The organism is Streptacidiphilus sp. ASG 303, assembly GCF_020991365.1.
Lineage (GTDB): Bacteria > Actinomycetota > Actinomycetes > Streptomycetales > Streptomycetaceae > Peterkaempfera.
This window is the reverse complement of the sequence record NZ_JAJLRA010000018.1, coordinates 1-13,015: the sequence shown is the minus strand read 5'-3', so window position 1 is coordinate 13,015 and position 13,015 is coordinate 1. Positions and strand designations below refer to the sequence as shown.

Annotated in this window: 12 protein-coding genes; 11 read left to right on the top strand and 1 reads right to left on the bottom strand. The window is 75.3% G+C overall.

All coding sequences use genetic code 11. The annotated features are described in order from the left end of the window. Positions 1-18: 18 nt before the first annotated feature. Together LO771_RS20650 and LO771_RS20645 are read left to right on the top strand one after the other, a co-directional pair. Positions 19-1,143, top strand: a complete 1,125-nt coding sequence (locus LO771_RS20650) for an NAD(P)/FAD-dependent oxidoreductase (RefSeq protein WP_230654615.1) — start codon at positions 19-21, stop codon at positions 1,141-1,143. Between the two features lie 636 nt (positions 1,144-1,779). Beyond that, on the top strand, positions 1,780-2,541 hold the full coding sequence (locus LO771_RS20645) for an AfsR/SARP family transcriptional regulator (protein ID WP_230654614.1): 762 nt from the start codon (positions 1,780-1,782) through the stop codon (positions 2,539-2,541). A 147-nt stretch (positions 2,542-2,688) separates the two neighbouring features. On the opposite strand, the gene LO771_RS20640 is transcribed toward LO771_RS20645, so the two are convergent. Next, a complete protein-coding gene (locus tag LO771_RS20640) occupies positions 2,689-3,687 on the bottom strand; it encodes a bifunctional lysylphosphatidylglycerol flippase/synthetase MprF (RefSeq protein WP_230654612.1) in 999 nt (332 codons plus the stop codon). Between the two features lie 198 nt (positions 3,688-3,885). On the opposite strand from LO771_RS20640, the gene LO771_RS20635 reads away from it, so the two are divergent. The 9 genes from LO771_RS20635 to LO771_RS20595 all read left to right on the top strand — a co-directional run bounded on the left by LO771_RS20635 (position 3,886) and on the right by LO771_RS20595 (position 12,796). Next, positions 3,886-5,565 (top strand): aldehyde dehydrogenase, encoded by a 1,680-nt coding sequence (locus tag LO771_RS20635; protein WP_374228206.1) that lies wholly within the window; start codon positions 3,886-3,888, stop codon positions 5,563-5,565. Between the two features lie 118 nt (positions 5,566-5,683). Beyond that, entirely contained in the window at positions 5,684-6,826 is a 1,143-nt protein-coding gene (locus LO771_RS20630; RefSeq protein ID WP_230654611.1) for an acyl-CoA dehydrogenase family protein, read from the top strand. A gap of 16 nt (positions 6,827-6,842) precedes the next feature. Beyond that, positions 6,843-8,153 (top strand): aspartate aminotransferase family protein, encoded by a 1,311-nt coding sequence (locus tag LO771_RS20625; protein ID WP_230654609.1) that lies wholly within the window; start codon positions 6,843-6,845, stop codon positions 8,151-8,153. After that, positions 8,146-8,637 carry a type II toxin-antitoxin system RatA family toxin gene (locus tag LO771_RS20620; RefSeq protein WP_230654607.1) on the top strand — a complete coding sequence of 164 codons (492 nt, stop codon included), beginning with the start codon at positions 8,146-8,148 and terminating at the stop codon, positions 8,635-8,637. The genes LO771_RS20625 and LO771_RS20620 overlap by 8 nt, the downstream gene beginning before the upstream one ends. Further along, on the top strand, positions 8,637-9,128 hold the full coding sequence (locus tag LO771_RS20615) for a hypothetical protein (protein WP_230654605.1): 492 nt from the start codon (positions 8,637-8,639) through the stop codon (positions 9,126-9,128). Before LO771_RS20620 ends, LO771_RS20615 begins: the two co-directional genes overlap by 1 nt. Beyond that, positions 9,125-9,667 carry a flavin reductase family protein gene (locus LO771_RS20610; protein ID WP_230654604.1) on the top strand — a complete coding sequence of 181 codons (543 nt, stop codon included), beginning with the start codon at positions 9,125-9,127 and terminating at the stop codon, positions 9,665-9,667. The genes LO771_RS20615 and LO771_RS20610 overlap by 4 nt, the downstream gene beginning before the upstream one ends. 47 nt (positions 9,668-9,714) lie before the next feature. Next, entirely contained in the window at positions 9,715-10,674 is a 960-nt protein-coding gene (locus LO771_RS20605; protein WP_230654602.1) for a VlmB-like protein, read from the top strand. After that, a complete protein-coding gene (locus LO771_RS20600) occupies positions 10,671-11,753 on the top strand; it encodes an acyl-CoA desaturase (protein ID WP_230654601.1) in 1,083 nt (360 codons plus the stop codon). Before LO771_RS20605 ends, LO771_RS20600 begins: the two co-directional genes overlap by 4 nt. A gap of 23 nt (positions 11,754-11,776) precedes the next feature. After that, complete coding sequence (locus LO771_RS20595) at positions 11,777-12,796, top strand: beta-ketoacyl-ACP synthase 3 (RefSeq protein WP_230654744.1); 1,020 nt, start codon at positions 11,777-11,779, stop codon at positions 12,794-12,796. Positions 12,797-13,015 lie beyond the last annotated feature (219 nt).

The following is a 13,015-nucleotide window of genomic DNA, read 5'->3' as shown; positions in this document are numbered from 1 at the left end:
AAAATACAGTGTATCGACATGAGACACCGAATCGCCGTGGTCGGGGGCGGCCCTGCCGGCCTCACCTTCGCCCGCGTCCTGCACCGCCACGGCCACCCCGTCACCGTCCTCGAACGCGATCCCGCCCCCGACGCCCGTCCCCAGGGCGGCACGCTGGACCTGCACGAAGGGCTGGGCCAGCTCGCGCTGGACAAGGCGGGGCTGCTGGCGGAGTTCCGGGCGCTGTCCCGTCCCGAGGGGCAGGCCATGCGCATCCTGGACACGGACGGGACCGTCCTGCGCGACTGGCGGCCCGGACCGGACGACCGGGCCAATCCCGAGATCGACCGTGGGCAGCTCCGCGACCTGCTGCTCGGCCCTCTCGACGTCCGGTGGGGGCAGGGCGTGGCGCAGGTGGTGCCGGGGACGCGGGACGGCGTCCTGGTCCGGTTCGCGGACGGGCGGGAGGAGACGTTCGACCTCGTGGTCGGCGCGGACGGCGCCTGGTCCCGCGTCCGCCCGGCGGTCTCGCCGGCGACGCCGCACCACACCGGCGTCACCCTGGTCGAGACCTCCCTGGACGACGTCGACACCCGCCACCCCGACCTCGCCCGGCTGGTCGGCGACGGTTCCGTGGCCGTGTACGGCGTGAACCGGGCGCTCGTCGCCCAGCGGAACAGCGGCGGCCACGTCAAGGTGTACGCCCAGTTCCGCGTGCCGCCGGACGGACACACGGGTCCGGACCGGGACCCGGCCGACGTCGAGGCCGTGCGGTCGGACCTGCTGGCCCTGTTCGACGGCTGGGCCGCCCCCGTCCTCGACCTCCTCCGCCACGGCACCGCCTTCGTCCGCCGCCCCCTCCACGTCCTGCCCGTGTCCCACACCTGGGCCCACGTCCCCGGGGTGACGCTCCTGGGCGACGCCGCCCACCTGATGCCCCCGCTGGGGGCGGGCGCGAACCTCGCGATGCTGGAGGGCGCCGAACTCGCCGAGTCCGTCGCCGCCGGTCCCGGGGATCCGGACGAGGCCGTCCGCGCCTTCGAGGAGCGGATGTGGGCACGGGCCGGCCGGTGGGCGCGGATCACGGCGGCCGGCCTGGAACGCCTCGTGAGCCCGGACCCCGCCGAGGCCCTCGCCCTCTTCGACCAGGTCCGGTCGTCCTGACCGCCGGGCGCGGGAGCACCCGCGCCGACAGCCCGCCACGGCCTCGCCGGACGGCACGGCTTCACGGGCCGGTGCGGCGCCGCCGCGGTCCCCTCCGGCGGGACCGCCGCCCGACGGGCGCGCGGACGGCCGCACCGGGCGCGGCCCCCGGCCCGCTGCCGCCGGAACCCGGCCCCCGGCCCTCCTCCCGGGCCGGTACGACGAGGGGGCGGGCGGGACGCGCCGCACCGGCCACCGGACGCCGTCGCGCCGGCACCTCGGACGGGACCCCGCCGCCCGGCGTGATTCGCGTCACAGCGGCGGCCCGCGGCCGCGGAACCGGGGGGTGCGCGGCATCCGCGCACGCGCGCGGACCTGGAATTCTCGACCCGCAATTCCGGCCGGCCGCCGGAGTCCGGCCGCACGCCGCCGGATCCGCTCCCCCACGGCATTGACCGCGAAAACCGCACGCCGTACCGTTCGGGTCATGCACGACACGGGGGTCGGTTTCCGCATGCACGGAAAGCGGAACCGCGCCGCCCGCCTGCAGGGGGCAGGGGGGCGGCGCCGGGCTCCTTCCGCACATTCCCGGAAAATCCATCGGAAATCCGTCTCCCCGTCGCTCTTCACGGTGCAGAAGAAACATGGGGGGAAGAAGTGCAGATCAGTCTGCTCGGACCACTCGAGGTGTCGGAGGACGGCCGTCCCGTCCGCGTCCCCGGGGAGAAGTTACGGTCGATCGTCGCCGTCCTCTCGCTGAATGCGGGACGGCCCGTCCCCCGCAGCGAGCTCATCGACGAACTGTGGGACGAGGAGCCCCCCCGCAGCGCGGAGAACTCGCTGCACGGCCACATCGCCCGGCTCCGCCGCCTGCTGGCCGTCGGCGCCGGGAAGGGCCGCCTGCGCGACACGGTGCAGACCTCGGCCGCCGGATACGCCCTGGCGCTCCCTCAGGAGGCCGTCGACGCCTTCCGCTTCGAGCGGCTGGTCGCCGAGGCGGAGACCGTCCAGGGGACGCAGCCGGCGAGGGCCGTCGAGCTGCTCACCGGGGCGCTGGGCCTCTGGAGGGGGCCGGCGCTGCTCGACACCGGGCAGGGCCTCTCCTGCCGGATGGCGTACACCCGGCTGGAGGGCGTCCGGCTCACGGCCTACGAGCACCTCTTCGACGCCCGCCTGCGGCTGGGCCAGCACCGCGCGGTGGTCGCCGAGCTGGAGCAGCTCCACGCCCGGTACCCGCTGCGCGAGCACTTCTGCGAGCAGCTCATCACCGCGCTCTACCGCTCCGGCCGGCAGGCCGAGGCGCTGGACACCTACCACCGGACCCGCCGGCGCCTGGCGGACAGCCTGGGCCTGGAGCCGTGCCGCTCGCTGCGGACCAGGTTCCAGGAGGTCCTGCGGCAGGACCCGTCCCTGATGTGACCGGGACCCCGACGTGACCGGCGGCCCCGACGTGACCGGCGGCCCGTCACGGCCGGCGGCCGGACGCGACCGGCGCCCCCCGCCTCAGGGCGCCGGAGCGGCCCGGCCGGGCCGCCGCGGCGGGTCCCCGGCCCGGGCCGCACGCGGTCACACCGACCTGGTGACCCGGAGGACCTGCCAGATCGCCCCGAGGCTCGCCCGCCCGTGGAAGGCGAGGTACTCGGGCAGCACCAGCTGCGGGCCCCACTTCTCCTTGTAGGCCAGCTGGCTCGCCGCCGGGTACACCTTCTCCCCGTGGTCGGCCAGGAACCGCATGAACCGGCCCGCGGTCGGGCTGGCGCCGGGCACCTCGTGCTCCGGCGCCAGCCCGGTGAACGGGGTGAAGCCGAAGTGCAGCCACTCCGCGCCCTCCCGCCGGAACCCCTCCACCGCGTGCAGGTTGATCGCCTCCATCACGCCCGGCGGCACGTCGGGCAGCCGGCGGCTGAGGTCGTGCAGCCAGCCGGGGCGGGAGCCGAAGGCGGGCGAGTAGGAGATGTACGCCACCGGCGCCCCGTCCAGCCGCCCGACGAGGAGCCGCCGCTGGTCCTGCACCGGCCCGCCGCACTGGCCCACCAGGAACTCGATCTCCTTGACGTGGCGCCCCTTGCCCACCAGCCACGACCGGTCGATCGCCGCCAGCTGCCCGGCGTACGCCTCGTACGGCGCCTCCAGGACCTCCAGGCCGCTGCGCCTGGCGCGCGAGATCTTGTTGCGCAGCTTCACGAACCTCGACCCCCGCAGGGAGTAGCCGGGGAGGGGGACCGAGTAGGAGGCGCCCACCTGGTTGACCGTGAAGCCGCAGTCCGCGTAGAGCTCGGCGTCCTCGCGCTGGAGCTGGATGGCGACCACCCGGCGGCCGGCCGACCGGGCGTGCCCGAGGAACGCCCCGAGGAGGCTCCGCCGCCCGTCGGGCGGCCCGAAGACCCCGCCGAACTGGACCAGGTACCGGCCCGCCTCGCGGTAGGCGACGAAGCCGTCGGCGGCGGGGTCGGCGAAATAGGAGTTCCCGGTGTTCAGCGCCAGGAACCCGCTGGGGTTCTCGCCGTACTTGCGCAGTGATTCCAGCACGTATTCGTGACCGACCGTCCCGCCGACCGCCGCCATCTCGTTCCCCTGTCGTCGCGCCGTGGAGGGCGTACGCCCGGTCCGCCATGGTTGCCGATTCCCCTTCGACCGCCCTTACACGGCCGTCTCAGACCCGTCTCCGGGGCTTCTCAGCGACTTCTCAGGGGCTTCTCAGGGGCCGCTGGAAGAGTCCTTCCCGATGTACGGAAGTTCGCAATTCCCGAGCGGAGGCCCTGCGTGAGCAGCACCCGGACGGCACCTTCGGCGCCGCACCGCCAGAATTCCGGAACACCGCACTCCGGCATACCGACCTACCTGTCCCTCGTCGACGGGAAGAGCGTTCCGGGCCCGGAGTGGGTCTACGTCGTCGACGCCGGCGCCCTGCTCGACGACGCCTTCGCCAGCCTGTCCCTCAAGCGCCGGCTGGAGAGCGGCCGGCCGCCCGCCGGGGACCTCCCCCCGAGCATCGTCGGACGCGTGGCCAAGGCCGACCGGGAGATCTCCGCCCGGGCGCTCGAAGCGGCCTCCCGCGCCGCCCCGGAGTGGGCCGCCCTCCCGCAGGAGACGCGGATCGGGCGGTTCGGGGCCCTGCTCCACCGCCGCCTGCGGGAGCAGGCCGGCGAGATCACCCGGATCCTGGTCCAGGAGGGGCACCCGCTGGCGCTGGCCCGCTGGCAGGTCTCGGGGATGCTGGAGTGCTTCGGCCCCGAGTCGACGGGCTTCTACCGCGATCAGATGCTGCAGGAGTTCCGGCACGAGGCGCGCCGCATCTCGGTGCGGCGCCGCCCGGACGGCGTGGTGTGCCTCAACCCGCCGCAGAACGCGCCACTGTCCAGCGCGCTGCTCGGGGTGACCTCGGTCATGGCCGGGAACGCCCTGGTCGTCCGTGCGCCGCGGAGCGCGCCGTTCGGCGTGATGTACGTGATGCACGACGTCGTCGCCCCGGTGCTGGAGGAGGTCGGCGCGCCCCCCGGCACCCTGGGGGTGCTGTGCGGCGACCCGGCGCCGCTGCTCACGCAGTGGCTGGAGAGCCCGCTGGTGGACGACGTCATGTACTTCGGCAGCAGCTCCAACGGCCTGCGGTTCCAGGAGCGCTGCGTCGCGGCGGGCAAGAAGCCGATCCTCGAACTGGCCGGCAACGACGTGGTGGTGGTCTGGAAGGACGCGGACCTCGACCTGGCGGCCGAGGCGCTGACCGAGAGCTTCTACGGCTCGGGGCAGCTGTGCATGATCCCCAACCAGGTGCTCGCCCACCCCGACGTGGCGGACGAACTGGTCGCGCTGCTCGCACGCAAGGCGGCCCACGTGCGGCCCGGCCACCCGGGCGAGGAGGACGTGCTCCTCACCCCGGTGCTGCGCAACGAGAAGTTCTTCGACTGCCTGGCCGACGCCCTGGGGAAGGGCGCGGAGCTGGTGTGCGGCGGGCACGCGATGCAGGCCGACGGGACCAGGGACAGCGCCGGGATCTTCCTGGAGCCCACCGTCGTCCTGGTCCGCGGCATGGAGCGGGCGCGCGAGGTCCGGGCCGTGCGCCACGAGACCTTCTTCCCGCTGCTGCCCGTGGTCGCCGCCGAGCCCGGCCCGGACGAGGTCCTGCTCGACCGGTTCGTCGACTTCGTCAACAGCAACGCGTACGGCCTGCGCAACTCGGTGTGGGCGCGGGACCCGGGGGTGGTCGACCGCTTCGTCACCCGCATCACCCGGGGCGGGCTGCTGAAGGTCAACGACTCGCACATCGGGTTCCTGCCCTACCTGCCCACCCACGGCGGCACCGGGCTGACCGGCGGCGTGTTCGGCGAGGCCAACTACCCGATCCTGCGCACCTCGCACGTCCAGGGGGTGAGCGTCTCGCCCGGCTCCCGCCCCCGCGAGGCGGTGTTCGGCGCCTGGCAGGCCCTGCAGGACGCCGCCCGCTGACCCCTCCCCCGACACCGCACCGGCCGGCGGCCGGGGCCCGCGCCGCAGCACCCCGGCGCGGCCCGGAGCACCGCCGTGCCCGCGGACCGCCGCACCCAGGAATCGAGGAACCCGATCCATGCGCACGCTCGAAGCCGCCCGCGACACCTGCGAGTCCCTCCTCCCCGGCCTGCTGGGCCTCCTCGACGCCACGCCGCTGGCCGAGCTGGAGGCACCGCGGAGCCCCGCCCTCGACCACTTCCGCGCCTGCGGCGGACCGGGCCTGGTGATCCCCAGGACGTACGGCGGCATGGGCGCCGACCCGCTGCAGGCGATGGCCGCGGTCCGCGCGCTGGCCTCCCGCGCGCCCTCGCTGGCCGTCGCCACGACGATGCACCACTTCTCCGTCGCCACGCTCTTCACGCTCGCCGACAGCATCAAGAGCAGCGGGATGGAGTGGGCGCTGCTGGAGGGCATCGCCGAGCAGGGGCTGCTGGTCGCCTCGGGGTTCGCCGAGGGGAACCCCGGACAGGGCATCCTCAGCCCGACGATGCGGGCCGACGCGGCCGACGGCGGCTACCTGGTCAACGGGTCCAAGAAGCCGTGCAGCCTCTCCCGCTCGATGGACCTGCTGACCGCCAGCGTGAGCCTGCCCGCGCCGGACGGGGAGGGCCGGGAGGCGGCCGTCCTGCTGGTCCCCCGGAAGACCGAGGGGATCAGCGTCCACCCCTTCTGGAACAGCTGGGCGCTCGCCGGCGCGGAGAGCGACGAGGTGCGCCTGACCGACGTGTTCGTGGACGAGCAGCTGCTGATGCGGACCACCGAGCCCGGCGCCGCAGGGGAGCTGGACGAGCTCCAGACCGTCGGCTTCATCTGGTTCGAGCTGCTGATCTCCTCCTGCTACCTGGGGATCGTCAGCGGCCTGGTGGAGCGGGTCACCGGGCGCCGCCGCGGCAGCGACTCCGACCGGGCGGCGCTGGTCGTCCGGCTGGAGACCGCCGCCCAGCTGCTCGACGGGGTCGCCCGCGCGGTGATGGACGGCGAGGTCGGCAACGAGGCGCTGGCCCGCACCCTGATCGCCCGCTACGCGGCCCAGGACGCCCTGGGCGACGCCGCACGGCTGGCCCTGGAGCTGCTCGGCGGCACGGCCTTCATCGGCTCGTCCGACATCGCCTACCTCGCGGCCGCCTCACACGGCCTGTCCTTCCACCCGCCGTCCCGGACCGCCTTCACCGGCCCCCTGCTGGACCACGTCGCGGGCGCCCCGCTGCGGCTGTCCTGAGAGCCGAGGAGGACTCATGAGCGCGACAACGACGCCGTCCCCCGCCGCCGTCCCCGGCCGCAGGGACCTCGGCCTGCTGTACCGGACCCGGCTGAGCCGGGGCCGCGCGACCCTCGGGGAGCTGTTCGGCGGGCACGTGGAGGTCGCCTCGCAGGGCGCCTGGGTGACCACGGCGGAGGGCCGGCGGTTCCTCAACTGCGGCGGCTACGGGGTCTTCCTGACCGGCGCCCGGCACCCCACCGTCGTCCGGCACGTCAGCGAGCAGCTGCACTCCCACCCCGTCGCGACCCGGCTGTTCCTCGAACCGCAGGCCGCGCTCGCCGCCGACGCCCTGGTGGCGGTCGCCCCGCCCGGCCTGGAGCGGGTCCACTTCGCGGGCTCCGGAGCGGAGGCCGTCGAGACCGCGATCAAGATCGCCCGCACGCAGGGCCGGCGCCGGCTGGTGGCGACCGGCGGCGGGTACCACGGCAAGACCATGGGCGCCCTCAGCCTCACCGGCAAGGACCTCTTCCAGGCCCCCTTCCGCCCGCTGCTGCCGGACACCGTCCACGTCCCGTACGGCGACGCCGCGGCCCTGGAGGGGGTGCTGGCCGCCGCCCCCGGCGAGTGCTGCGTCTTCGTGGAGCCGGTGCAGGGCGAGGCCGGGGTGGTCATCCCCCCGGCGGGCTACCTGCGCGCCGCGCGGGAGCTGTGCCACCGGTACGGCGCGCTCCTCGTCCTCGACGAGATCCAGACCGGCCTGGGGCGGCTCGGCAGCTGGTGGGGCGCCGACGCCGAGGGCGTCTCGCCGGACGTGCTGCTCGTCGGCAAGGGCCTGAGCGGCGGCGTGGTCCCGGTCTCGGCCGTGGTGGCCACCCCCGAGGCGTTCTCCGTCCTGGACCGCGACCCCTACCTGCACACCTCGACCTTCTCCGGCGCCCCCCTGGCGATGGCCGCCGCGCGCGGCGCGCTGGCCGCGATCCGGGAGGACGACCTCGTCGCGCGGTCGCGCGAGCTGGGCGGCGAGCTGCTGGCGGAGCTCGGCCGGATCGTCCGCGGCCACTACGGCGACACGGTGCGCGAGGTCCGCGGCCGGGGCCTGCTGCTGGGCGTCGAGTTCGACCGGCCCGGCCCGGCGGGCGACCTGCTGATCGGGCTGGTCGAGCAGGGCGTCGTCGCCAACCACTCCCTCAACTCCCACCTGGTCCTGCGGTTCACGCCGCCGGCCATCCTCACCAGGGCCGACCTGGACTTCCTGTACGAGGCGGTCGACCGCGCGTGCCGTGCGCAGGCCGCCCGGTACACGCCCGCAGCGCCCACGACGGAAGGTGACCGAACCCATGCGTAGCGCCCACGTGTCCATCCGCGCCCGGGACGTCGACCCGGGCACGGCCTTCGACCGCATCCGCGACTTCTCGCGGTACCCGGAGTTCACCGACGTGGTGCGGTCGGTGACGGTCCGGCAGGTCTCGCCCCTGGAGGAGAGCAGCGACTGGGAGGTGTACTTCCGCAACGGCATCCTGCGCTGGACCGAGACCGACCGCTTCGACCACGACGGGCGGGCGATCGGCTTCGAGCAGACCGACGGGGACTTCGCCGAGCTCACCGGGGGCTGGCTCGTCACCGCCGACGGGCCGGACAGCCTGATCGCCTTCCGGACGGAGTTCGACTTCGGCATCCCCAGCCTGGCCGGCATCCTCGACCCGGTCGCCGAGCGGGTGTTCAAGGAGACCATCGCCCGCGTGGTGATCAGCCTCTTCGACGACGCCGCGGTGGAGGGCGACGAGGCCGTCGCCCGCGCGGTGGCGGCGGTCGCGGCGGGGGTCTCCTGATGGACGCGAAGAACACCTTCGACACCCCCGCCACCTACCGGCTGGTGCGCCTGGAGTACGGCCTGGGCCTGGTGGTCGCGTCCGCCCTCCTCCTCACCCACCTGGGCGAGGTGCGCTGGCTGCCCGCGGCCGGGCTGTTCCTGTACATCGACCTCGTCGGCTACGTCCCCGGCGCGATCGCGTACCACCGCAGCCGGGACAAGCGCATCCACCGGGCCTACTACGTGCTCTACAACGTGATGCACAGCCTGGTCACCCAGGGCCTGGTGGTCCTGGCCTGGATCTGGCTGCACGGCGCCGAGTGGGCGCTGCTCGTCGTCCCCGTCCACCTGTTCGGCGACCGGGCCCTGTTCGGCAACTTCCTCAAGCCCTTCGCGCTGGACTTCGAACCGGTGGCGCACCCGGCCTTCCTCCGGTTCCGCCGCGAGCTCGGGGCGCACGGGGCCGACCGGGGACCGCTGGTGGAGCAGCTCGGCGCGAGGACCCCGTGAACGCCGTCACCGCGCACCACCGCCCGGCGGACTGGCCGGCCGGCGGCCGGCGCGACACGCCGGAGGCGGTCACCCGCCGGTTCGCCACCGGGGTCGCGGTGCTGACCTGCGGGACCGGGGAGACCGTGCACGGCGTCACGGTCAGCACCCTGGCCCTGGCCGCGGTCGAACCGCCCATGGTCTCGGTGGCCCTGCGGCGCGGCAGCCGGGGGCTCGCCGAACTGCTGCGCACGCCGTCCTTCGCGGTCAACGGGCTGGCCGCGCAGCAGGAGGCGCTGGCCCGGTACTTCGCCCGCCGCGACCGGGGCACCGGCCTCGGCTGCCCCGCCCCCGAGGTCTGGGCGGGCCGCACCTTCGGCGGGGTGCCGCTGCTGGGGGGCGCGGTCGGCTGGCTGGAGTGCCGGGTCGAGCGGACCGTCCCGGTCGGCGACCACGAACTGGTCCTCGCCCGGGTCCTCAACGCCGCCCGGGGCGGCGGCCTCCCGCTGCTCAACCCGGCCCTCCGCCCGCGGCCCGGCCCCCTCCCCTCCCCGGCCTGACCCGCAGGCCGCCCGCCCCGCCCGTCCACCGACGCAAGGAGTCGACGATGTCCGAACCCGCGTACCCCCCCGAGGCCGACTGGGAGAGCGCCCCCTCCCTGGTCGACGGGGCCATGAACCTGGAGCTCACCGCCGCCTCGTGCAACCTGCAGTACTGGCTCCGCGCCGTCCCGCAGGGCACGCTCCGCGGCAGGGTCCTCGGCCACGCCGAGGACGCCGGGACCCTCGACGTCGTGCGCCGCCCCGGCCCGTTCAACGACGCGCTCACCCAGGAGCTCGCCTTCCGCTCCATGGCCGAGGAGAAGGCCACCCGGGCCATCTCCTACCTGGTGGCGCTCGCCCCCGACAACGACTGCATGGAGTTCTACGCGACGCAGCTGATGGACGAGGCGCGGCACGCCATGGTCTTCCGCAGCCACCTGCCGGCGCTGGGCGTGGCACCGCACGAGCTGGAGCAGGAGGTGGAGCGGCTCGCCGGCGCCGACCGGGACCGCGTCCTGGTCCCGCTGGAGGAGCTGGGGCTGCGCGTCCTGCGGGACGAGGGCGACTTCATCGGCGGGGTGGTGGTGCTGACCGTCCTGGTCGAGGGCGTGCTGGCGCCCGCCGCCGAGCTCAGCGAGCGCAAGTGGCGGGTCTTCGACCCGGCCGCGTCCGAGATCGAGCGCGGGGCCGGGATCGACGAGATCCGCCACCTGACGGTCGGCAGCTCGATCGCCCGCGAGTACCTGCTCAAGCACCCGGAGGAGAAGCCCCGGATCCTCGCCCTCGTCCGGGACGGCATGCGGCTCTGGGCCGAGCTGCCGTCCGCCGAGCTGGTCCACCGCCGCGAGGTGCTGTTCCAGCAGGGCCTGGAGGAGCACGGCGCGCTGGCCGGCGACTACGAGGTGTGGCCCGGCCGCCGCCTGGTGGACACCACCGCCGAGGAGCGGGAGCGGACCGCGCATGAGTGGGCCGGCCGGATGCAGCGGGCCCGGCTCGCGTACATGGGCCTGGAGGAGGCGCTGTGACCTCGCTCGACCAGGCTCCGCAGCACCGGCCGGTCTGGCCCGACGTCCCCGTGACCGGCACGCTCGAGGAGGTCACCCGGATCGTCCGCGACGCGGGGCTGATGGACGCCCGCCCCGGCTACTTCGCCCTGAGGATCGCCGCCAACGCGGTCCTGTTCGCCGCCGGCTGGACGGCCTTCGCCGTGCTCGGCGACTCCTGGTGGCAGCTCGCCGTCGCGGTCTGGCTGGCCTTCGCCTTCGGGCAGACCGCCCTGGTCGGCCACGACGCCGGGCACCGCCAGATCTTCCGCACCAGGCGCGGCAACGAGGTGGTCGGCTACCTGCACGGCGACGTGCTCACCGGGGTGAGCTTCGGCTGGTGGGTGGGCCACCACACCCGGCACCACAACTTCCCCAACCACCTGTCGATGGACCCCGACATCCTGCGCCGCCAGGTGATCTTCGACCCCGGCCAGCGGCACGGCCGCCCCGGCGCGGTCTCCCGGTTCATCGTGCGCCACCAGGCGTGGATGTTCTACGTGCTGATCATGATGGAGGGCCTCCGGCTGCACCTGTCCGGCTACGTGGCGGCCCGCAGGGGCGCGCTGCGCCGCCACCGGAACGCCGAACTGGCCGTGCTCACCCTGCACCTGGCCGCCTACGCCGCCGCCGTGTTCCTCGTGCTCCCGCCGGGCAAGGCGGTCGCGTTCGTCCTGGTGCACCAGGCGCTGTTCGGCTTCTACATGGGGCTGCTGTTCGCCCCCAACCACAAGGGCCTGCCCGTGCGGGACGGTGAGGCGGAGGAGCTGGACTGGCTCACCCGCCAGGTCGCCACCTCGCGCAACCTGCTGCCGAACCGGTTCAGCGACTTCTTCTACGGCGGCCTCAACTACCAGATCGAACACCACCTCTTCCCGTCCATGCCGCGCTGCAACCTGCGCCGGGCCCAGCCGCTGGTCAAGGAGTTCTGCCTGCGCAGCGCCCTGCCGTACGCCGAGGCCCCCCTGGTGCGGTCGTACCTGGAGGTGTCCGCGTACCTGGGGCAGGTCAGCGACGAGGTGCGGCGGCTCGAGGACCCGGCCCCGCGGGGGGCGCGGTGAACCGGGCCGCGGTCCTCTGCGGCATGGGCACCGCGCTGCCGCCCCGCACGGTGACCAACGCCGAGCTGGCCGGGCAGCTGGACACCTCCGACGCGTGGATCCGCAGCCGCACCGGCATCGGGGAGCGCCGCGTGGTGGACCCCGGCACCGCCACCTCGGACCTGGCCGTCGAGGCGGGGGAACGCGCCCTGAAGTCGGCGGGGGCGGCCGGGTCCGGCGGGTCGTCCGGCGGGTCGTCCGGCGGGTCCGGCGGGTCCGGCGGGTCCGGCGGGGCGGACGCCGTGATCGTGGCGACCACCACCCCGGACCGCCGCTGCCCGGCCACCGCGCCGCTGGTCGCCGCCCGGCTCGGGCTGGGGACCGCGCCCGCCTTCGACCTGGCGGCGGTGTGCACCGGGTTCCTGTACGGGCTCGCCGCCGCCGCCGGGCTGATCGCCGCCGGCACCGCCGGACGGGTCCTCGTGGTGGGGGCCGACACCTTCTCCACCCTCCTGGACCCCGCCGACCGCTCCACCCGCGCGATCTTCGGGGACGGGGCCGGGGCGGTGGTGCTGAGGGCCGGGGACCCGGCGGAGCCCGGCGCGCTGGGCCCGCTGGACCTGGGCAGCGACGGCACCGGCAGCGAGCTGATCACCGTGCCGTCCGGCGGGTCGCGCGACCCGCTGCCGGGGCCGGACCACGACCCGTACTTCCGGATGACGGGCAAGGCCGTCTTCCGGAGCGCGGTGGAGCGGATGAGCGGGTCCGCGCGCAGCGTGCTGGACCGCACCGGCTGGGACGCACCCGACCTGCTGGTGGCCCACCAGGCCAACCTGCGCATCCTGCACGCCGTCGCCGACCGGCTCGGCATCGCCCGCGACCGCTGCGCGGTCAACATCGACCGGGTCGGCAACACCGCGGCGGCCTCCCTCCCGCTGGCCCTCGCCGACGCCGCCGGGTCCGGCTCGCTGCGGCCGGGCGACCGCGTGCTGCTCACCGCCTTCGGGGGCGGCCTCACCTGGGGCGCCTGCACACTCGTCTGGCCTGCGCTGGAAGCCCTCTGACCCGCCCTCAGGACGTGGGGGGGCCGGGGCGGGGGGCCCCCCCCCCCCCCCCCCCCCCCCCCCCCCCCCCCCCCCCCCCCCCCCCCCCCCCACCCCCCCCCCCCCCCCCCCCCCCCCCCCCCCCCCCCCCCCCCCCCCCCCCCCCCCCCCCCCCCCCCCCCCCCCCCCCCCCCCCCCCCCCCCCCCCCCCCCCCCCCCCCCCCCCCCCCCCCCCCCCCC